This is a genomic window from Ruegeria sp. AJ12, assembly GCF_056536245.1.
Window position 1 is genome coordinate 3644300 of sequence record NZ_JBQFJJ010000001.1, and the last position, 21872, is coordinate 3666171.

Below are 21872 nucleotides of genomic sequence, written 5' to 3' on the forward strand. Positions count from 1 at the left end.
GGACCGGGATTAGCCGGGTGCCGCCTCTCGTCTCACCAACAGATCGAGCGGACTGGTCACATCCTGAATCATCTTGGTCGCCACCTTCGTGTAGATCGTTGTGGTCTCCAGTTTGGCGTGACCGAGCAGGACCTGGATCACCCGGATATCCGTCCCGCCCTCCAGAAGATGCGTGGCAAAGCTGTGCCGCAGCGTATGGGGCGAGACATTCTTCCTGATCTCGGCGAAGTCGCAGGCCACCCCGAACGCCCGGTTGAACTGCCGTGTCGAGATCGGGTCGATCCGGCTGCGGCCGGGGAACATCCACCCCCTCGGGCGCGCCTCGCGATAATAGTCGCGCAGCAGTTCGAGCAAACTGGGCGACAGCATCACGTGACGATCCTTGCGGCCCTTGCCCTGGTCGACCCGGATCAGCATCCGGTCGCTATCGATATCGCCGACCTTCAGATGCGTGACCTCGCTGGCGCGCAGCCCGCCACCATAGGCAACACTGAAGGCAGCACGATATCTGAGCCCCGGTCCCGGCGCAGCTTCGAGAATACGCGCGACTTCCTCGGCGCTCAGCACCACCGGGATCTTCTTGGCCGCCCGCTGATAGCGCATATGCCGCTTCATCTCAGGGCGCGGGCAGGTCGTGGCGAAGAAGAAGCTCAGCACGGTCAGCCGGTTGTTGAAGGTCGGCGCACCAACGCCGCGCGCCTTCATGTCGAGCTGGAACCCCCGCAACTCCTCCGGTGTCGCACTGTCTGGCGCATGCCCCAGAAACCGCGTGAAATCGTGCATCGCCCGCAGATACATCGTCTGCGTCTTGGGCTGCAGCCCCTTGATCCGCATGTCTTCAAGAAAACGCTGGCGTAGCTTCGGCACATATTGGTCCGTCATCGGAACCTCCTGTCATCAGATTGAGAAGGTCCAAATCGTCAGACAGGCGCGTCAGTTCGCCAAATCCACTGTTGAATTAATGCGCAGTCATTGCCCCAAGCGCCAATACCGCGAGAGCGGTTTCGTCCTTGTCCGCGATGCAGTCATCGGACAACCCTTTGACCTCGCGACCGCAGCGAACGGCAGCAATGCGGGCTGCGAATGCAGAAACTTGAAGGTAGATCGAAAGTCCGCAAAGGGCCGTCCACTACGAGGCCTGGCGGCACAAGAGTTCACATGCTGCGCTTGCTCCGAGGTCGGCTGAGAGCTATACTTCCAATTGCTGCACTTTGCCCGAAAAACTACAATATCAACAGAAAGCTGACATTGATCCCAAAGAGGGCGACCCATAGTGTGACATTCCGAATCTATCTGGCTTTCTGCGGACGCAACCTGTATGGTCGCCATTCGCTGCAAACGCAGAAATCCACTTTTCGGCAGATTGGCGGTCAGCGGGATGGGGTGGATGGTTCCTGCTCCAACGGCGTCGTGATGCGCCATAGTGCGGTTGTCATAAACTGCGAGGAGAGGAGCCACCCAATGCATATTACAACGATCGGTCTGGATTTGGCGAAGAACGTTTTCCATGTTCACGGTGTCAGGGAAGACGGGACCGTGGGGATTAGTCGATCTCTGCGCCGCAGAGCCAGATGTTGCATTTCTTCGAGTGTCTGAAGCCCTGTCTGATTGGCATGGAATCTTGCGGCGCAAGCCATTATTGGGCACGTGAGCTGGCCAGGCTGGGTCACAAAGTCAGGCTAATTGCTCCAGTCTACGTGAAACCCTACGTCAAGCGCGGCAAATCAGATGCGGCTGATGCGGAGGCAATCTGCGAGGCTGTCACCCGCCCGACCATGCGGTTCGTCGAGGTGAAGTCATCTGATCAGCAGGCCATCCTCTCGTTGCACCGAGCGCGTAGCCTGGTTGTCCGGCAGAGAACCCAGACGATCAACATGCTTCGCGGTCTGTTGGCGGAGTTCGGTGTCGTCTTCGCTCAGGGTGTCGGTCACGCCGTCCGTTTTGCCAAGCGCACGACCCAAGGGCAGGCTCCGGACCTTCCGCCAGCCGCGCTGGATACCATCATTGACCTGAGTGAACAGCTTATGGCTCTGCATGGGCGGGTGCTCTGGTATGGTCGCAAGTTGACGCGAGCGTCTAAATCCGAGCCACGGATCGCCTTGCTTCAGACGATCCCCGGGATTGGGCCAATCATCGCATCGGCTATTGTCGCGACGGTCGGCAGTGCGGAAGAGACTTCTCGGCTTGGTTGGGGCTGACGCCGATCAACCGTTCGACCGGAGGCAAGGAACGTCTGGGCCGCATATCGAAGATGGGCGACCGATACATTCGCAACCTGATGGTCGTCGACATGACTTCCCGAATTAAGCAGATCAAAAGCGCACCGGAACGATTTGATCCTTGGTTTGCAGACTTGCTGGAGCGCAAGCCCGCCAAGCTTGCAGCGGTGGCAATGGCGAACAAAACAGCGCGGATAATCTGGGCCGTTCTTACGCGCAATGAACCCTATGAGATCAGGATCGTCTGATATCGGAAGAAAAAGACCGAGAAAGCAAGACCAGTGAAATGATGGCACATGCGTCAGCCGCAATCCCAAGACACCCCGGGCTTTGTCCAGGACGATATCTGTCCGCTTGCGAGGATGGGGGCTTGGGTCGCGGAAACCATCAGGGCCAGCGGTCACGTGAGCATCTGGCCAAACGGGCAAGATCAATTGCCAGTGAAACAGCATGGGCCAGAAAAGGCTGCCGCGACCTGAATTAAAGATCGGAGTCACAAGGACGGCCAGAGTGATGTTGCCGACAAGGAACGGAAAGAAACTCCATGCGGCAAAGACCGTGCCGGAGAGAAAGAACGCCGGAAGGTGCCAGATGCCCCAGATGGTTCCGATGATCATCCCCGCCCAAAGCGGTGCCATGTGCCGTTGCAGTATGGGTTGCGCGACACCGCGCCAGCCGAACTCTTCAATCGGGCCGAGGAAGAGCATCATGAACGTGAGAGCGATCATTGCGCCGACGCCTTCGGGTGGGATGGGCGCAAAGAGCGGGCCTGACTTGAAGGCCGACCCGATCATAAAAACTGCCGGGATGCCTATCAGGATGAAGGCCACCCAAAGCGACGGCAATCGCCAAATGAATAACCGAGAAAGAAACGCTTTGAGCCCCGCGACTCCGCCAAAATAAAGCACAAGCGAAAAGGCCGAGATTGCTGGTGCCCATGTCGCGAGAAAGAAGAGCGGGTGCGACCCGCTGATCTCGCCAAACGTTGATGACGCCCATTCAGGCGCGATGACATACATGCTGACGATGCCCCAAGTGATGGCAAAGGTCAGAGAGATGAAACCGATCAGAGCATAGGATGGAACCGAAAAGGTCCTCGTTGGTGTGGCAATATCTGCCATGGGAATATCCCCCGATTGTTGAGATGCGTTTCCCTGCTCATGGCCTCTACTCCACGGCCCGGATTGAGTTCATGAAGTCAAAACTACCCGGCTTTGCGCCGAGTGCTTTTTCTATGATTGTTTGCATCACCAAGCGGCGTGTGCGGAGTTCGGCTTCGCTGAAGCCGAACATGTCTCCGTCCGTCAGGAACTGGGCTCCGGTGAAGAGAAATTGAATTGTCTCCAAGGGCCTCTCGACCTCAAAGATGCTCTCCCCGATCCCTTGCTCTACGATCTGAGCAAGGATTGGCGAGAGTTGGAGAACGGTCTGAATATTGGTGAGTTCGTGAAGCTCGCGATTCTCTGGAAGATGCAGCATCTCGGCGACTTCGAGGCTGTCCTCGTCGCCGATGTGGCTGTTCCCTAACAGGGCCTCCATCTTCTGCATGGCAGTGAGCGATGGCTCGTTGGTGACGCGGCTTGCCATCACGATGACTTGGCTAAGCGTCTTGTCAACGATGGCTTCGAGAATGTCTGGCTTCGATTTGAAATAGTAATAGAACGTCCCTTTCGCGACGCCGATTTCGCGGATGATCATCTCCACCGAGCACTTGGCATAGCCATGCTGCCGAAACAGCCGATCCGCTGTTTCAACGATCTCTGCGCGTCGTTCCTCTGGGGCTTTGACGATCCGTGCCAAGGTGAGTCTCCGTTTTTCGATCTTCTTGCTGACTGACGGTCAGTCAGTCAGTCAAGATGGTGAACACTCGAAGAACTCCTCCGACATGGCTCTAGCGCCGGAGAGTTCTGCAGGAGTCTATGGTATCGAAGATCAGCAACGTTGGGTTGCAGTTGGGAAGGGCATGGTGGATCGGAGGATCAGCCATGGAAATTACACCAAATCTACCCGCCATTCGTGCACTTCGCCCGGCTTGGAACAAGGGCCGCATCGTCGGCCAAAAGCGGCCCCTGAAACCAAAGCATGTATGGGCGATCAGGGTTCGTCTCGAACTGGCCGAAAACCATCGCGACCTCGCACTCTTCAATATGGCGATCGACAGCAAGCTGCGCGGCTGTGACTTGGTGAAGATGAAAGTCGTCGATGTGATGGCATCAGGTCAGATCAAGGAGCCTCTGTCCTGCAAAGCAAAACACAAAAACCAGTGCGATTTGAGATATCCGAAGGCACACGCGCATCAGTCGAGAAGTGGATGGAAGACGAGCTCATGGTTGGCTCCGAGTACCTTTGGCCGGGCCGCTTCCATGAGCGGCTGCACATCTCGACCCGTCAGTATGCTCGGATCGTCCGCGACTGGGTCACGTCGATTGGTCTAGAGGCAAGCGCCTATGGCACGCATTCAATGCGCAGAACCAAGGTCACCCAGATTTACAAGAAGACAGGAAACCTTCGTGCGGTCCAACTCCTTCTCGGTCACACAAAGATGGACAGCACAGTCAGGTACTTGGGCGTGGAACTTGAGGATGCCTTGGCCATCGCTGAAGCCATCGATATCTAATTTCCCTGGGTCGCCTTCACAGGCGGCCCACTGCTGCCATTAAGCGCTGAAAACAAATGCTGCAGTGTTATCCCGATCTGCGGACATTCGCAGCAGTGTTGCACGTTCTTCATAGGTCACTGATCCCGCCGAGCCACGTACTTGTCGCTTCAAGACCTTTTTGCAGGACAGCAAACATCTGTTCAATTTCACTTTCGCCAATGACAAGGGGCGGTGAAAGAACACACATATTGATCACAGGTCGAACTAGTAAACCACGTTTCTGGCATTCGATATCGATCTGGCCACCAATCTCGTAGTCGCGTCCCAGATCGCTCTGAGGATCACCATCGACTGAGCATTGAACGCACCCCATCAAACCCGTCCCGCGCACGTCGGCAACGATGTCGATCTGACGCAACTTCTGCAGTTGATCCTGAAAAACCGGGGCGACCTTTCGAACGTGTTCGAGAAGCTTTTCCCGCTTAATGATGTCTATACTTTTCAAACCCGCAGCCGCGCTGACCGGGTGACCGGAATAGGTAAAGCCATTTGAGAAGGTCGCATCTTTTCCCGCAACGTCAGCAATCAATCGGTCAGAGATAATCGCAGCACCCATCGGCGCATACCCAGATGTTATTCCTTTGGCGCAGGTGATTATGTCGGGTTGAATGCCGAAAACAGCCTCTGACGAAAACCAATGACCCAACCGCCCAAAAGCTGTTACCACTTCATCGGAAATATACAGAACGTCATACTTCTTGCAGATGTTAAGGCAGCCTTTGTGATATCCTTTTGGCGGCACGATCACGCCACCAGACGCCAGAACCGGTTCAGCGATAAAAGCGGCAACATTTTCTGGACCAAGCGCCACAATGGCATTTTCAAGATCGGAAACTTTCTCGTTCAGAAAGCTCACTTCGCTTTGACCAGGTGCGCGGTGGAGCGGATTCACGTCCGGCAGGAAATGTGCGAGGTCATCGGCCTTGTCGAGCCAAAGTCTGTCACGCTCTTTTCCGCTGACGCTGGCCGCCAAGTAGGTGCTTCCATGATAGGCCTTTTGCCTTGAAATAATCTTCTTTTTCTCAGGCCGACCCAAGAGATTGTTTCGAAAATGGACAAATCGGATAGCCGTATCCACCGCAGTGGAACCGCCGGTTGTAAAAAAGACATTGTTCAAATCGCCCGGCGCACGTTTGGCGATTTCGCGTGCGAACCGCGCGGCAGTCGAGTTGGCGTTGTTGAAGGGTGAGAAATAGGCAAGATTCCGGGCTTGCTCGGCCATGGCCTCGGCCATCTCCTCTCGTCCATACCCGATCTGGGTGCACCACATGCCTCCCGGTCCGTCGATCAAGCGTTCGCCTTGTTCGTTCACCACGTGGATGCCGCTGGCACCTTCGATAAATGTCCGGTCGTTTTCGCGCAAAGTTGCCATCCCTTCCCACGGATGCAGGAAGTGATCATTGTCCCATTGCTTGGCGTTAGAGTTATCCACGGCGGGCCATGCTTTCTGCGCTCATCACAATTGGGAATTCTTCGCGCACCTGAGCGTCCGAGGCGCCAAAGTAGTTGGGGAAATGGGTGTCGAGAATAGAATTGGCCTTGTCACGGGCACGGTCCATCAGATCAGTTTTGCCCTCGTTTTCCCATGTATCTGTGCGCTCACGATCCATTAGCCTCGGGTAGACAAATTCGGTGTTCATATAGTTCAGCGTGTGTGGGTTTCCGAGGAAGTGACCGGGATCTATGGCACACTGGTGGATCACATCCACCGCCATGGTTTCATCTGTGACCTCTATCCCGCGTAACGATCGCAGTATCATGCCACCCGCTTCGTCATCGATAACCATGCTTTCAAAACTGCAACCCATCAGGCTGCCGATCATACCGCCGAACTCGCATAGACGATTGGCACCAGCATGAGCGGCAAGCGTGAAGGTCAGCGCCTTTTCCAACCCGTACTGCGCGTCGGGTATTTTAGCGTCGGTCATGCCCGCGCCAACGGATGTGGGAAGGCCATAGAAATTACCCATCTGAACGGCTGCCGCCCCGATCAGGGCCTGCTCTCCGCTGCCGCCAGTGAACGACCCGCTGCGCAGATCAGTGATGAAGGGCCAGGCGGCAAAGCAAACCGGACAACCTGGTGTGATCAGGTTTACGATGGCAACACAGGCCAGTGTTTCGGCTACGGTTTGTACCAGTGTTCCCGCAAGCGTCGCGGGGGCTGTGGCCCCGGCTTGAGGAGGCACAGCCAAATCGACAGTCAGGCCAAGTTTGGCGGTATCAATCAGGATCTCCATATTTTCCTTGCCGATCCGCAGGGGCGAAACCATGGGGCAGCCGCCAAAAATGACACTTGGTTTTTTCATGAAAGCCCCCTCACCCCCGTGGGCCAAATCAAACATGCGGATGGCATGCGGGATATGACTGCGGTCGCGAAAAGTAAGGCAAGCAGGTTTTTGGCTGCCTGCGAGCATTGCATATATTGTGTTCATATCGTGGGCGAAATCATCGGTCACATCGGTAGCCAAAACCGTGTCGCCCAGCATATGGATGTTGTCCAAACGGTCCACCAGACGGGTGAAATCATAAACATCGCGCAGGACCGAAGGGCGATAGGACTTGGTCTCGGAATCGAAGGTTGTGACCGCGGTGCCAGAGTTGGCGAAGTAAACGCTCTCTGCCGAACAATGCATGTCGTCTTTGCCTTCACGTTCTCCGCGGGCATAGACGTAAAATTCCTTGGCGGCACCAGCCAGGATGTCTTCCATCAGGGCACGGGGGAAGCACAGCCGATTGAGGTCATTCATCACCGCGCCTTTGGGAAGCACCAGATCTAGCAATTCCGGGAAATGGTCGGTAACGCCGGTGTTTTCCAGAACGGTCAAGGCCGCTTGATGGATGTTCTCCATATCTGCTTGTGTCAGCGGTTTATAGCGTCCGCCACTTAGGCCCCCACGTACGGCCTCATTGCCCGTGGTCGCCTGTTGAACCTTTATGCGTGCGGCGCGTCCACCGCCACCGCGACGGCGTGATTTTGCCTCAGCCATGACCGGCCATCCTTTGTTCTGGTTTCGGGCTGATCATGGTGAGATAGAAGTCATAAAAATCCTGGATCGAGGTTTCCATTTCGCCCAAAGGGCCGGGTTGGAAGTATTGAGAGTTTACGCCGGATTGGTTGTGGCGAATGATGCGTTCGTCATCCAAAGATGTGACATGCCAAAGCCAGGTCAGGTCTTCTTTGTTGTAGTCCTGGCCTTCTTCGGCGTCAGCGCGAACCAGCCAGACCACCTGAATGTCAGTTTCCTGAAGGCCACGTGGAATGAAGCGGTAGCCGACCATGTGATCCGAATAAATCAGGAACCAATTTAGTGGACCAATATCAAAGTCAGTTGCGCCACCGTCGAAGCCTTTCAGCGTTCCAAGCAATGGCGCAAGCGCCTCGCCCGTGTTACTGCCGGTTTTATAGCCTGGATAGAGCGGGTAGCGCCGATAGTACCCGCTGGTGAACGGGGTGGGCGCAGCGTCGCCGACAAGCGCCAATTCATCAGGCGTCAGCCCGACTTCTACAGCCCTTGCCTTTAGCGGTTCGACCAAGCCAGCCATGTCTTGAGGCGACTTCAGGCTATGAGAACGAGAATATTCTTTGTGCGCTGGTCCGCAGTGGTAGCATTCAAGATAGTTCTCCACCGCCAGTTTCCAATTCGCGGGAACGGGAAATGACGCCGTATGCGCCACTTTCAGATCGTTCAAGCCATAGGGTTCGACGAATGGCGAAAGCTGACTGAGGACAGGATCAAGCGATGGTGTATTCGCATCGGCACAGACAAAAATCAGGCCTTTGAAGACGCTCACCTGAACGGGAAAGAGCCCGAATTTGGACGGGTCAAAGTGTTCCCCCATATTGTGGCCTGCACGAAGTTTTCCCGATAGCTCATATGTCCAGGCGTGGTAGGGGCAAACAAGAACACGGGCGTTGCCGGACTGTTCGGTGCAAACGCGAGATCCCCGATGGCGGCAGACATTCAAATGAGCGCGAACTTCGCCTTCGCGATCGCGAACAACGATAATGCTCTCCGGGCCATAGTCCAACAGAAAGTAGTCACCGGGGTTTGGAATTTGGCTGACATGCCCTGCCCAGAGCCAGTTGCGGTTCCAGACCTGGGCGATGTCATAGTTATATATGTCTTGCGAGGTATAGAAACCGCGCGGTAAGGCGTAGCCGTACTGGTGCGAGGTTATCAACGCATCCAACTCAAACGGTCGGCTGTTCATTACGTTTCCTCCAAATCGATTATCTCGCGGCGAAACCAGTCCTTGTCTGCTCCTGCCTCGGGGCGTTCAAAATCGCGGGCAGCGCGATGACCCGCGAAGACTGCGTCGACGATCAGTCCCGGAGACGCGGCATCGCCAATAAGTTCGAGGGTTTTCAACCCGATCCCGCGCAAGCTGTCATAAAGCGCTGTCTCGCGATGGCGCTCGGTGACCAGAATTGTCGAGGCACATGGAATATCCGTTTCGCGACCGGTAAAGGCACAACCGATGCGCGCCATGTCACCTTCAACCGCCGTCAGCACCTGATTGCAGCGAATGTCGATACCAAGCTCAATCAGGCGGGCCTGAATGCGAGGCTGCTCCAAAGTATTGACGGCGTAAGCTGAGACCAAACTCTCCGGCGTGACAAAGACCACCGGGTACCCTGCAGTCGCCAGTTTTTCGGCGATCACTCCTGCCAGATAGATGTGGTCATCATCATAGATCATCACCGGCCCTTCCGGAGGCAGAAGACCGTTCATGACGTCATCAGGCGTCAGCACTTTGGCGCTTTGCTCGATCTGCGGCATATGGCGTTGCGTGCTACGTCCCATGCCGTCGTTGCGCCAATGGCTGCCAGTGGCCACAAAGACGTGCTCGACGCCAAGCTCTGCCACCTGATCGCCATCAAGCCTGCTGTCGGTGAACAATTGGACGTTGCCGCGCTGCTTCAGATCATTCAGGCGATAGTCGACGACGCGGGACCAAGCCGCGAGGCCGGGAAGTTTGCTTTCTTTCGTAACCCGCCCGCCCAATTCAGCAGCCGCTTCGGCCAAGGTCACCTGATATCCTCGCCTTGCCAATTGCGTGGCGCATTCAAGACCGGCAGGGCCACCGCCAATAACCAAAGTATCCGCGTTGCTCTTTTTCGGCGCGATGATCTCGGGGTGCCAGCCGCGGCGCCATTCCTCGCCCATTGTCGGGTTTTGAGTGCAGCGGATCGGGATGCCCAGATTGTCAGATGAGACGCAGATATTACAGCCGATGCATTCGCGGATTTCGTCAATGCGACCCTCTTCAATCTTTTTTGGAATGAACGGGTCCGCGATGGAAGGTCGCGCAGCTCCTATGAGGTCGACAACTCCCTTTTTGACCATCGTCAGCATCATGTCGGGGGACGTCAGGCGGCCAACACCTACCACGGGTTTCTGGGTGATCTGTTTGACGTGGGACAGAAACGCGTTCTGATAGCCATCTTCCGGCTGAAAACGGGTCGTGGCACTGTCATTCGACCAATCGGCTACATTCACATCCCAGAGATCCGGGAGGTCAGACAAAAGCTCGACCACGGCGCGGCCTTCTTCCGCGGCCTGCATGCCGCTGACGCCCATCATCTCGTCAATGGCAAAGCGGAACGCCACGGCGCAGCTGTCACCCACCGCTTCGTGAGTATCCTCCAGCAATTCGCGTGTCAGACGTACCCGATTTTCAAGCGACCCGCCGTATTCATCACAACGCTGGTTCATATGCGGCAACATAAAATGCTGCGCCAATGTCATGTTGTGTCCGGCATAGATGTAAATGATGTCGAACCCGGCGTCTTTCGCGCGCAAGGCGGCGTCGCGGTGCCAGCGGCGGAATTCGCGAATATCGGACTTATCCATGGCCTGCGCCTGCTTGGGATGCGTTGTATCGACGGACATCTCGGAAGGTGCAAGAACCGGAGCGCGGGTCAGCAGGTTTTGCGCATGATTGCCATTGTGCACCAGCTGGATGGCTGCCAGCGCCCCATGCGCATGTACCGCATCCGTCATCAGCCGCAACGCGGGCACATCACGCGCGTCCCATAGGCGCCCCTCGGCAAAAGGAGACAGATCTGAGGTCGGGTGGATTTCGGTTTCCTGATTGGAAACCACCGCCCACCCGCCTTCTGCTTTCATCCCACGCACGGCAGCATCCGCCCGCGGCCTGAGGTGCCCAAGCCCGGTGCAATGAGGCACCTGATAGAAGCGATTTCTTGCTGTAACTGGCCCAATCTGAACCGGTTCCAAGAGCAAAGCATATGCGTTCGCGTTCGACATAACCACGCGTTTTCCTGTATTTGGGATCCGGAGCCGAATGGCCCCGGAAATGTGGTTGTATTAGAAGCCAGCTTTGATCCGCTCGAACTCCGCCAGCATTTTTGCTTCAAGCTCGGGGTTCACCGCATCAAAGAACAAGCTGCCTTCGAAGAAGCTTTTTGGATCGGAGAAACCATAAGCTTCGATGTTTGCCTGATCGGCAACTTCGAACGCTTTTGCATTGGAATGCGGGTAGCCCCAGTTGTCGATGATGTACTGACCGCTGGCAGGATCGGTAAGTGCGTTCAACAGATCATAGACCTGATCAACTGGCGTGGTGGATGACTTCAGATGCACATAGCCGCACGCCCAGGTCGCGATACCTTTGTCGACGTCGCGCATCATGGCGGCAGGCACTTCGTTCCAGATCAGGTTCAGCTCTGACTGGTTCCAGGCCCAACCCAATTCGATCTCACCACTGGTCATGGCCTGGTCAAACTGACCCGCATCGGACCAGTAAAAGCGCATGTTCGGGTGGATCGAGCGCAGGAAGTCGGACGCTTCCTTAAATTGCTCATCGCTCAGGTTGGTGTAGTCATCCGCGTTTCCAGTGGCCAGCGCCGCCAATGCATATGCAGATGATGCGGCATCCGGGATGGCGATCTTGCCTGCATAGGCCGGATCCGCCAACAGTTGCAGCGAGACATCATCGCCTGAGATTTTGTCGGTGCGATAGATAAGGCCGGTATTTCCCCACTCGAACGGCAACATATAAAGCTGGCCGTCCAGAACGACGGCGTCGACTTCCTTGATCTCGGGTAGCACATCGGCCCAATTGGTTAGTTTGCTTTCGTCCAGCGGCTGTATCAGATCGGCCGCGGCCCATTTCCTGACCGCGTCGGAACAAGGATGCGCCAGATCAGCCGTGAAACCCGAGCTTAGTTTCGTAAAGGCTTCCTCCTGACTCCCGAAATAGGAATAGCTTGGCGCTTCATTCCCGTATTTTTCCATGTAGCTGGCAAAGAAGCCGGGGTCTTCATATCCCGACCAGTCAAACACCGTCAGATCGGCTCCACCGGCACTCGCGCTTCCTGTACTTATTGCCGTCGCATACACGAAGGCCGCAATTCCCTGAAGTTTCATTCTATCCTCCCATGTCTTATTCTGTGTTTGTACCAAGATCGATCACGCTGGCGCTCTGAAGCCCCAGCCAAACTGCGTCGCCGCGATTGAAATCAACCGTGTGAAAATAGTTCGGAACCGAAACCGAGATCGGCTTCTCGGTTCCCGCAACCTGAATGTGGTAGTGAATGTTTTCACCGTAGAAGGCGACATTGCTGACTTTACCCTGAACAGCTGATGGATGGTCTTCGGGTTTTTCAGTGGTGATTTCCAATTGTTCGGGTCGAATGCCGATGTTCAAATCTCGGGTGCTGATTGCGACGTTGGGGTTCCTTTCAATCTCCATTTGGCCAAAGGCGGCCGCGTCGATTGAAAGCGTATCGCCGTTTTCTTCCAGCAACTGGGCAGGCAAGATGTTCATCTCACCGATAAAACTGGCAACCTGTTGATCGCAGGGGCGGGCATAAAGCGTGGTTGGTGTATCGACTTGCTTGAGCCGCCCATCGAACATCACACCAATGCGGTCTGACATGGTCATCGCCTCATATTGGTCGTGTGTAACCATCACAAAGGTAATTCCGAGCGATTGCTGCAGATTACGCATTTCAAACTGCATCTGCTCGCGCAGCTTTTTGTCGAGGGCTGACAAGGGCTCATCCAGCAACAACACTTTGGGTCGCATGATCAGCGCACGGGCGAGCGCCACCCTTTGTCGCTGCCCACCCGACAACTCACTTGCGCCGCGATCCTGAAGGCCGCCCAATTCGACCATTTCCAAAGCTTCGGACACGCGTTGGTCAATCTCGACCTTGGAGGCTTTGCCGCGTAATCCGTAGGCTACGTTATTTCCGACGTTCAGGTGCGGGAAGATTGCGTAGCTTTGAAAAACCATGTTCGTTGGGCGGTTGTTGGCAGGCACACCTTCCATATCCTGACCGTCGATCAGCACGGTGCCCTCGGTCGGTTCCTGGAAACCCGCGATCATCCGCAATACCGTGGTCTTGCCGCATCCCGATGGACCAAGGAGCGAGAAAAACTCGCCCTCTTTGAGATCGAGATTAATCCCGCTGGCCGCCAGAAATGTGCCATAGCGCTTTTCGACGCCCCTGAGTTCTATGATGTTTCTGACTGTCATCGGACCTCTGATGCGGATGAACGGCGGCGGAAATACTCGGCCAGCACCAGAAGTAAAACCGAGGTGAGCAGCAAGATGGAGCCTAGCGCCAGCACGTTTGGAAGCTTGGCGGGGAAACGGATCTGGCTCCAGATATAGACCGGCAGGGTTGGCTGGTTGCCGGACAGGAAAAACGCCAGGACGAACTCATCGAAGCTGACTGTGAAGGTGACCAGCATGCTGGCTACGATACCGGGGGAAACGACTGGCAGCGTCACGCGGCGGAAGGTGTCGAACACGCCGACGCCAAGATCGTAAGATGCCTCTTCCAGCGACGCATCGAAGTCATCAAATGCGGACTTCAGGATCGAGACGGAAAACGGCAGCGCAAGAAACGTATGGCCCAGAACGACGGTCAGCAAAGACGGCTTGAGACCGATAAACAGAAACAGAACCAGCATTGAAGAAGCCACGATAATGCCGGGTATAACCAAAGGCAGCATCACCAGACCTTCAGCTGCACGCTGACCGCGAAAACGATAGCGAACAAAAGCGCGGGCGGCGAATAATCCCATGGCGGTAGACAGAAGTGCGACGACGGTGCCGACGCCAAGCGAATTCCAAAGGGCTTGGATCAACGTATCCTGCTCGCCCAGCTTCCGATACCAGTCCAGCGTCCAACCCTTGATCGGAAAGGCAACGATTGTACCGCTGTTGAACGAAAACAGGGGCAGGAAAAGGACCGGCAGGTAAAGAAAAACCAAATACAGAAAAGCATAGGCTGTCAGGGTCGAAGGGCGTCTCATCTGATCCGTCTCCCTAGCCGGGTCGCAGTAATTACAAACACTATGGCGACAAAACCGACTGACAGCATCGCGATCAGCGACAGTGTGGCGCCGAGTGGCCAGTTATTGGCAGCCCCGAACTGCACCTGAATAAGGTTGGCGATCATCTTCCCGTCCGACCCGCCGACCAGTGCCGGCGTTACATAATCGCCTACGGTCGGGATGAAGATGATCAGGCAAGCAGCAATGATCCCTGGAATGGTCAGCGGCAGCGTCACCCGCATAAAGCGTTGAAAAGAGCTGTTGCCGAGGTCTGTGGCGGCTTCCAGCAGGCTTGGGTCGATTTTCTGCAATGAGACATAGATCGGCAGGATCGCAAAGGGCGCCCAAGCATGAGCAAGCGTCAGCACAACGGCGAATTCATTGTAGAGCAAGAAGTCGAGCGGTTCGTCGATCAGGCCAAGCATCAGCAGTGCAGAATTCATCACCCCGTTGAACCCGAGGATGAGTTTCCAGGCAAATACGCGCAGGAGATAGCTGGACCAGAACGGAATAGTGATGAGCAGAAGCCAGATGGTCTTTTTCCGTGCCTTCATCGCAATGAAATAGGCGATAGGATAAGCCAGTGCGACGGTTGCGACAGTGACCCCCGCTGCAATCCAGATCGACCTGAGCATCAAGTGTCGAACCAGCGGGTCGGTAAACGCTTCGCGATAGTTATTCAGCGTCGGGGTCTTTTCGAGCGTCACATAGGTTTGGGTCCAAAACGAATAAGCGATCAGGATCACCAATGGCGCCGCCACCAGAAAGCCCACGTAAGCAGTGGCTGGTGCGCTGAGGGTATAGCCCCGGGACGTTTCGCTACGAAAGATCACCCAACCTCCCTTCTCGGTTTTCACGAGTCACTAATGGACGACCGTCCATTAAATGTTGCGCCAGAACAGCCTTTCGTGTCAATCTCCCTGTGACCTGCACATATGAGAAGATCTCAAACCAATGGAATCATTTGATAAAGTGAAAGACCCTAAGGGAAGAAAACGTAGTTCGAAACGCGATCCTGAGGCCAACAAGCAGCTTCTGATCAAGGCAACTTTGGACACTATCGCGGATATCGGAGTTACCGATACCTCGGTCAGCCGCATCTGCGAGCGTTCTGGATTGTCCCGCGGAATGATCCATTTGCATTTCGGGGGAAAGGACAATTTGTTGACGGCAGCAGCCCAGCATTTCAGTGCCCAATACTATGCCGAGATGGACAGATTGACCGATCTGGGCTCGGACGCATCGCCCGAAGACAGAGTGATGGCTGTGATCGAGGCGGATTTGTCCGAAGCTCTGCTCAATCCAAGAAGTACAAAAATCTGGCATGCATTCCGAGGCATCGCGAGCTCACACCCAGGCATTGCCCGTTACAGCAGCACTCAGGATCGCAAACTTGTCGAGACCTTGCGGCTGGCGTTCTCGGAGATAGCCCTACAAAACGGGCGTGACCTAAACTTGGTGGACGATGCCACCAGCGGAACGCTGGCTTTGCTGGAGGGAATGTGGGTGAATTACCTTACCGATATGCAAGGCTTTTCGCGACGGCGCTCTGTTAAACTTATCAGAAGATTTCTATGCGGTCTTTTCCCCGGAAAGTTCAAGTTGTGAGCCTTAGCGACGCTTAGATTTAAGATAGATACTAGGCCTCTTCTTGGACAGCCGACCATTGGTTTTGGCGAGCCTCCTCGCGGCTAAGTGTCATCCACCCTGCCTTTGACGATATACAGCGTCTGCATTGTGCTTGAGCAAGGTCTCCATTGCACGTGCAGCTAATGACTGTCTTCGGCCCGATTCTATTGAAAAACAAAGTGTTAATGGCGCAAAATGCAGTGATCTGAACACTGCGCGAGCGCCTTTCTGTTCAGGTTTTTCGCGTTTGCTGCGGTGCGGGAGGGAGCTTGGCCAATTTGCGGAGGTTTTGGGCCGTGGCAGCGAGGAGGAATTCGTCACTTGCGCCACACGGACCACGTAATCGGAGCCGTCCCAGCCCAAGAATGCGTTTGAGGTGTGCGAAGGGCATCTCGACTTTCTTTCGGGGCTTCATTGAGATGTCGTACTGGTAGGTCTTCGCGATGTCTCGAGCGATCTGGCGGGCATCATCAAGACCGCGCACGGCTTCGTTCGGCAAGGGAGAGACCCCGGGCGATGTCGGAAACCCGCAGCGCGCTGGTGTATGCCGCCAGCACCGTGTCGGGCGCGGCGGTTCGTTCGAGCTTTGAGAAAAAGCGTCACATTTGACCGCCATGTCTGCAAAAGAACCGCTTCAATAGCCAGGTCTGCCCCCTTGCTCCACCTCCAGGCTTTCGGAACGTGAGATGGCTGTTTTCGTCTCTATACCGCACTTGAAATGCTCGTGCCGGCCCGCCGTTCAAGAATGGCAAGGGCGTCCTTCAATTGCCCGATACCGGCAAAGCCGTTATTTGCGGCAAATGCGGCTGCCGCAACAACCTTTGGGCCCATCGAACCCGCTGGCAGTTTCAGCGCTCGGGCCGCGTCGGGCGTCATCACACTGATGGCATGCGCGTGCGGTGTGCCGAACTCGTCATAAACCGCATCCACATCGGTCAGGAGCAGCAGCGCATCGGCACCCAATTTCTCAGCAAGCAGGGCACTGGCGGCATCCTTGTCGATCACGGCTTCTACGCCGATTAGGCTGCCGTCATCGCGCCGCAGCACTGGGATGCCACCGCCGCCCGCACAAATCACAACCACGCCTTGGTCCAGCAATAGTTGCAGAACCCGTAGATCGGGGATCTCCTGCGGTTTGGGGGATGGTACGACGCGTCGCCATTTGTCCCCGTCGCGCGCGATGTGCCATCCGGCCGCCTTGGCGCGAATCTCGGCCTCGGCGCGCTCATAAACTGGCCCCACAAATTTGGTTGGGTTCCGAAATGCCGGGTCGTGCCCGTCAACCAGAATTTGCGTCAGCAGCGTCGCAACCGGCCGATCATGACGCAATTCGTTTTCGAGTTCCTGTTCGATCATGTAGCCGATCATGCCCTCGGTCTCGGCCCCGAGAACGTCCAGCGGGCTGGCACTGTCGGCGTTATATGCAGCGCCCTGCAACGCAAGCAGGCCCACCTGCGGACCATTGCCATGGGTAATGACAAGTTGATGACCGGCGCGCAGGATATCTGCCAAGGCGGGCATTGCTGCGCGGACATTGGCACGCTGGACTTCGGCGTTTAGCGGCTGACCGCGTTTTAGCAGGGCGTTGCCTCCCAAGGCTGCAACCACCAGCATTTCAGCCCCCCAATGTGGCGACGAGGACGGCCTTGATTGTGTGCAACCGGTTTTCAGCCTGATCAAAGACGATTGACGCTGGGCCTTCGAAAACCTCATCGGTCACTTCCATGGCGTCGATGCCGAACTCCTTGTTGATATCGGCGCCAACCGTGGTCTCGGTGTTGTGAAAGGCCGGCAGGCAATGCATAAACCGCACGCGCGGATTGCCGGTTTTGGCCATGACCTCGGCATTGATCTGATACGGCAGCATCTGGTCGATCCGCTCGCGCCATTTCTCCTTGGGTTCACCCATTGATAACCAGACATCGGTGTAAACAAAGTCGACACCGTTTACGGCTTCGTCCACGTCCTCGGTAATGGTAATCTGCGCGCCTGTGGTTTCGGCTATGGTGCGCCCTTCGGCCTCGATCACGCGCTGTGGCCAACAGGATTTGGGACCGCAGAGCCGCACGTCCATGCCCATCTTGGCCGCGCCCAGCATCAGGCTGTCGCCCATATTGTTGCCCACATCCCCCAGAAACGCAAAAGAGACTTCGCGCAGCGGCTTTTCGACATGCTCCTGCATGGTCAGGAAATCAGCGAGTATCTGGGTGGGGTGAAATTCGTCCGTCAGACCGTTGTAGACTGGGACACCCGCATGTTTGGCAAGTTCTTCGACGATGGTCTGACCAAAACCGCGATATTCGATCGCGTCATACACCCTGCCCAGGACTCTTGCCGTGTCCTTGACGGATTCCTTGTGACCAATATGGGTGCCAGTAGGACCCAGGTAGGTCACCCGTGCGCCCTGATCATAAGCTGCGACCTCGAACCCCACGCGGGTGCGCGTGGAATCCTTTTCAAAGATCAGAGCGATGTCCTTGCCCTTCAGCACCGGAACCTCGGTGCCCGCATATTTTGCGGCTTTCAGATCGACCGCCAGCTTCAGCAGAAAGGCGATCTCGTCGGGGGCGAAGTCCCGCAATGTCAGGAAATGTCGGTTGCGCAAGTTGTAAGCCATGAGGGTTTCCTTTCTCTGCCTCAGATTGCGTCACGGATTGTCGGGCAAGTCATGCAATGGCCACCACCGCGGCCGCGGCCCAGCTCGGCGCCAGGCATCTCCAGCACCTCAATCCCGGCGGCCCTGAGCGCGGCATTTGTGTCGTCGTTGCGGTCATAGCCGACCACCACACCGGGGCGCAGTGCAATCACGTTGTTACCGTCATTCCACTGCTCTCGCGCACGTTCTTCCAAGGTGTCGCCGCCGGTAGGCACCAGCTGTAGCCGCTTGTAACCCAACACCTCGGCCACAATGTCAAAGATCGGACGCGTGTCCTGATGAAATTCCAGCGCCGCTTTGCTTTCGCCGGGCCGGATATCATAGCAGATCAACGCCTCGGCAACGTCCTTGAAGGTGGTCACCACGTCGCCTCCACACAGTGTAAAAACCGTATCGAGATGCATGGCAGCGCGCGATTTCGGCATCTGGAATGCCAAAAGCCGCTGCGCAGCACCGGTGTCAAACAGAGCCTCTGCCAGCAGGCCAATGGCTTGGGGCGAGGATCGCTCGCCCATGCCGACCAGAACGGTGCCATTCCCCACAGGCATAATGTCGCCACCCTCAAGTGTGGCCAGCCCGTGGTCGCGGGTAGGATCGCCCCAATGGATCTTGGTTTGGCCAGCAAACTTGGGATGGAACTTGTAGATCGCCGTGTTCAGCAGGGTTTCAGGCCGCCGGGCAGGCCAGAACATCGGGTTCACCACGACCCCACCGTAAATCCAGGCGCTGTTGTCACGGGTGAACAATGCATTGGGCAGAGGGGGCAAAACAAAACCGTGATTGCCCAGGTATCCGCCGAACAGACCAGTTGGCGTGAACGGCAACTCATCGACTGCCAACCCACCTAAGAGATGTCTGGTCAATATATCTGACGGGATCTCATCCATCCAGCCTCGCAGCTCGGGTAGCATGCCGACCCCGACCTGATGCGGGGTGATCCGGTGGTCCAGAACCCAGGCGCGGGCTGTCGCATCATCCAGCGTTTCGGCCAGCAGGTCGTTGACGTCCAGCACCTCGACCCCTTCGCCCCGCATCAACGTACAAAAGGCATCGTGATCCTTTTGTGCTTGCTTGACCCAGAATACATCGTCGAACAGCAGTTCCTGACAATTGTCAGGAGTCAGCCTGCGATGTGCCAGACCGGGTCGGCAAACGATGACCTGCTTCAGGGGCCCGGTTTCGCTGTGGACGCCAAGTTTCGTGTCGGTCATGCCTTAAGCTCCTTTCCAACAGGTCAAAGAAGTGCTCCGATGCTGAGAACGGCCATGACAAACACCGTAAGTAGGATCAGCAAAGGCCAGATGAAGGCAATCCAACGGTCATAAGACACCCGTCCGATTGCCAGCCCCCCAATTACAACTGCAGAGGTTGGCGTGATCAGGTTCACCAGTCCGCTGGCCGATTGATAGGCGGTGACCACCAGATCGCGCGAAACGCCGGCGAAGTCCGACAGCGGAGCAAGGATCGGCATCGACAGCACTGCAAGACCCGAAGAGGACGGCACAAAAAAGCTCATGCCGACTTCGATCCACATCATCACATTGATGAAGGCCAGCTTGTGGAGCCCGCCCAGGCTCTGTTCGGCACTGTGCAGGATTGTGTCGGCGATCAGCCCCTGTTCCATGACAACGACGATGCCACGCGCCAGACCTATGATCAGCGCCACGCCGAGCAAATCGCGGGCACCGTCAACAAAGTGACTGGTCAGCGCCTTTTCACCCATGCGGGCCACGATCCCGACCAGAATGGCGGAGCCAAAAAACAAAGCGCCCATGCGGGCCATCCACCAGCCTTGGGTGGATACGCCCCAGATCATAACCAGAAAGGCAAGCGCGAAGATGATCAGAACGACCTGCTGGTTGCCGGTCAGGACGTCATCCGCCTTTTCGGCATCGGGTCGGTCTTGCAGGAAGATCCGGCGATGCTCGTCGCGTTGTTTGGCCACGATCGAGACGCTTGGGTCCGCCTTGACCCGCCGGGCATAACGTATGACATAAGCCATACAAATCGCCAGCCCGCCCAGCAACAGAACAAATCGCAGGACGATTCCATCGGTGAACGGAATCCCGGCGGCATTCGAGGCTATGACCGTTGCAAACGGATTGATGGTCGAACCCAGCACGCCGACCCCGGCACCGACCAATATGACCGCCACGCCGGTAACCGCGTCATAGCCTGCCGCAATCACAACCGGGATCAGAATGGCGTAAAACGCCAGTGTTTCTTCAGCCATGCCATAGGTGGTGCCGCCAATTGCAAACAGCGTCATCAGGATCGGAATCATCCAGATCTCACGCCCTTGCAACTTGCGCATCGCCGCTCGGATACCGGTATCGATGGCTCCAGTGGCATTCACAACGCCCAGAAAACCGCCAAGCATCAGAACAAACAGAGCGACATCAATAGCTCCGGCCTGATAGCTGTCTGGATTGTAGAACCCGGCGATGGGGGCCAGCATCACATCGACAAACCCTTGTGGGTTTGGCTCAACCGTCTGATAGGTCCCGGCGACGGCGATCTCGCGCCCAACGGATTCGCTCAAAGCGCGTTGGTACTCACCGGCCGGTATGACCCACGTCAGCGCCGCGACCAGAATGATAAGTAAGAACAGGATCGTGTAGGCGGTTGGGAATCTTGAGGAAAAGCTCGGTTCTGGATCTGCTTTCTGGTTGTTTTCGACAGACATTCCATTTCCCTTTCACTTGCTGTGAATGGCCGGACAAACCTAGGTTGAGCCCGTTTGGACGGAAAAGCTCGACACGAACGGCAATGTTTCGGATACGTGCGCTCAGGCTATCAGGCGTGTCGCCCCTTGCATTTGACTCGAATCAATTCATGGCAACACATTCCAGATTTTGAAATCGCAGATCTGTGGTACGAAGTCGGCATCTCCTACAGGAGTTCAACGTTTACTCACCGAAGTAAACGCCTCGGACCGCGTCCCATGCCATGGTCCATATTGGTAAACTGGACCGCTATTGTTTTTGCCGGAGACGGGTACGACAGCGTCGATAATTGCCAACATTAGTAAGTCTGCTTTTGTTGCGGCTTACGTGCTTTAACAGCAATGCAGCGAAGGTCCAGTTTCCACCCATTCTTTGGAAAAGCAACGTGTTCTGGCGCAAGGTGTAATGGCCCGGCCTGCACCGCCGCACTTGTTTTGTGAGACAGCGGGATTTGGACAAGCTAAACGCCCTCGGCCATCAGGGGTAAGACGCTGCCTTCCCCCTCGGGCAACCCTATGAGACAACACCGTGTCCTCGGCTGCGCCTGCGGGCCGCATCACTATTGTCGAATAGCATTGCCTCGCCCCCATCCGCGTTCGCCACGTGGCAGATCAGCAGGAACAGGCGCCTTCGGCGTATGATCTGCAAATCGGCCCTGATTTTCCAAAA

15 protein-coding genes and 4 pseudogenes are annotated in these 21872 nt (G+C 56.1%); 3 read left to right on the forward strand and 16 right to left on the reverse strand.

The genetic code is table 11. From position 1 onward, the window contains the following. Positions 1 to 9 precede the first annotated feature (9 nt). Entirely contained in the window at positions 10 to 882 is an 873-nt protein-coding gene (locus tag ACR3E0_RS18170; protein ID WP_480479051.1) for a tyrosine-type recombinase/integrase, read from the reverse strand. 579 nt (positions 883 to 1461) lie between these two features. Between ACR3E0_RS18170 and ACR3E0_RS18175 the strand changes: the two are divergent. Beyond that, a pseudogene (locus ACR3E0_RS18175) lies at positions 1462 to 2467 on the forward strand (IS110 family RNA-guided transposase). Between the two features lie 201 nt (positions 2468 to 2668). Here the strand turns inward: ACR3E0_RS18175 and ACR3E0_RS18180 are convergent. After that, positions 2669 to 3340, reverse strand: a pseudogene (locus ACR3E0_RS18180) (CPBP family intramembrane glutamic endopeptidase); the annotation flags it as partial. Positions 3341 to 3386: 46 nt separating this feature from the next. Further along, positions 3387 to 4019 carry a TetR/AcrR family transcriptional regulator gene (locus ACR3E0_RS18185; protein ID WP_480480250.1) on the reverse strand — a complete coding sequence of 211 codons (633 nt, stop codon included), beginning with the start codon at positions 4017 to 4019 and terminating at the stop codon, positions 3387 to 3389. Between the two features lie 185 nt (positions 4020 to 4204). Here ACR3E0_RS18185 and ACR3E0_RS18190 point away from each other — a divergent pair. Further along, positions 4205 to 4836 (forward strand): annotated as a pseudogene (locus ACR3E0_RS18190) (tyrosine-type recombinase/integrase). Positions 4837 to 4945: 109 nt separating this feature from the next. Here ACR3E0_RS18190 and ACR3E0_RS18195 read toward each other — a convergent pair. The 8 genes from ACR3E0_RS18195 to ACR3E0_RS18230 are packed head-to-tail and all read right to left on the reverse strand — an operon-like array spanning position 4946 to position 15049. After that, on the reverse strand, positions 4946 to 6250 hold the full coding sequence (locus ACR3E0_RS18195; RefSeq protein WP_480481088.1) for an aminotransferase: 1305 nt from the start codon (positions 6248 to 6250) through the stop codon (positions 4946 to 4948). A 52-nt stretch (positions 6251 to 6302) separates the two neighbouring features. Continuing rightward, positions 6303 to 7865, reverse strand: a complete 1563-nt coding sequence (locus ACR3E0_RS18200; protein ID WP_480480251.1) for a trimethylamine methyltransferase family protein — start codon at positions 7863 to 7865, stop codon at positions 6303 to 6305. Further along, positions 7858 to 9090, reverse strand: a complete 1233-nt coding sequence (locus ACR3E0_RS18205; RefSeq protein WP_480480252.1) for an aromatic ring-hydroxylating oxygenase subunit alpha — start codon at positions 9088 to 9090, stop codon at positions 7858 to 7860. The genes ACR3E0_RS18200 and ACR3E0_RS18205 overlap by 8 nt, the downstream gene beginning before the upstream one ends. Beyond that, the gene (locus ACR3E0_RS18210; RefSeq protein WP_480480253.1) at positions 9090 to 11150 is read right to left on the reverse strand and encodes an oxidoreductase; all 2061 of its coding nucleotides are present in this window, start codon (positions 11148 to 11150) and stop codon (positions 9090 to 9092) included. Before ACR3E0_RS18210 ends, ACR3E0_RS18205 begins: the two co-directional genes overlap by 1 nt. 60 nt (positions 11151 to 11210) lie before the next feature. Further along, on the reverse strand, positions 11211 to 12272 hold the full coding sequence (locus tag ACR3E0_RS18215; RefSeq protein ID WP_480480254.1) for an ABC transporter substrate-binding protein: 1062 nt from the start codon (positions 12270 to 12272) through the stop codon (positions 11211 to 11213). A gap of 16 nt (positions 12273 to 12288) precedes the next feature. Then, a complete protein-coding gene (locus ACR3E0_RS18220) occupies positions 12289 to 13386 on the reverse strand; it encodes an ABC transporter ATP-binding protein (RefSeq protein ID WP_480480255.1) in 1098 nt (365 codons plus the stop codon). Continuing rightward, positions 13383 to 14171, reverse strand: a complete 789-nt coding sequence (locus tag ACR3E0_RS18225) for an ABC transporter permease (protein ID WP_480480256.1) — start codon at positions 14169 to 14171, stop codon at positions 13383 to 13385. Before ACR3E0_RS18225 ends, ACR3E0_RS18220 begins: the two co-directional genes overlap by 4 nt. Next, positions 14168 to 15049: an ABC transporter permease gene (locus ACR3E0_RS18230; RefSeq protein WP_480480257.1), complete on the reverse strand. Its 882-nt coding sequence runs from the start codon at positions 15047 to 15049 to the stop codon at positions 14168 to 14170. The genes ACR3E0_RS18225 and ACR3E0_RS18230 overlap by 4 nt, the downstream gene beginning before the upstream one ends. A 97-nt stretch (positions 15050 to 15146) precedes the next feature. Between ACR3E0_RS18230 and ACR3E0_RS18235 the strand changes: the two genes are divergently transcribed. Beyond that, positions 15147 to 15800 carry a TetR family transcriptional regulator C-terminal domain-containing protein gene (locus tag ACR3E0_RS18235; RefSeq protein WP_480480258.1) on the forward strand — a complete coding sequence of 218 codons (654 nt, stop codon included), beginning with the start codon at positions 15147 to 15149 and terminating at the stop codon, positions 15798 to 15800. A 253-nt stretch (positions 15801 to 16053) separates the two neighbouring features. Here the strand turns inward: ACR3E0_RS18235 and ACR3E0_RS18240 are convergent. The 5 genes and pseudogenes from ACR3E0_RS18240 to ACR3E0_RS18260 all read right to left on the reverse strand — a co-directional run. Then, positions 16054 to 16293: pseudogene (locus ACR3E0_RS18240) on the reverse strand (transposase); the annotation flags it as partial. A gap of 230 nt (positions 16294 to 16523) precedes the next feature. Beyond that, a complete protein-coding gene (arcC, locus tag ACR3E0_RS18245) occupies positions 16524 to 17435 on the reverse strand; it encodes a carbamate kinase (protein WP_480480259.1) in 912 nt (303 codons plus the stop codon). Between the two features lies 1 nt (position 17436). Next, on the reverse strand, positions 17437 to 18438 hold the full coding sequence (gene argF / locus ACR3E0_RS18250) for an ornithine carbamoyltransferase (protein ID WP_480480260.1): 1002 nt from the start codon (positions 18436 to 18438) through the stop codon (positions 17437 to 17439). A 20-nt stretch (positions 18439 to 18458) separates the two neighbouring features. Then, positions 18459 to 19688 carry an arginine deiminase gene (locus ACR3E0_RS18255; RefSeq protein ID WP_480480262.1) on the reverse strand — a complete coding sequence of 410 codons (1230 nt, stop codon included), beginning with the start codon at positions 19686 to 19688 and terminating at the stop codon, positions 18459 to 18461. 23 nt (positions 19689 to 19711) lie between these two features. Continuing rightward, positions 19712 to 21163, reverse strand: coding sequence for a YfcC family protein (locus tag ACR3E0_RS18260; protein ID WP_480480264.1), 1452 nt, complete (start codon positions 21161 to 21163; stop codon positions 19712 to 19714). Between the last annotated feature and the right edge of the window lie 709 nt (positions 21164 to 21872).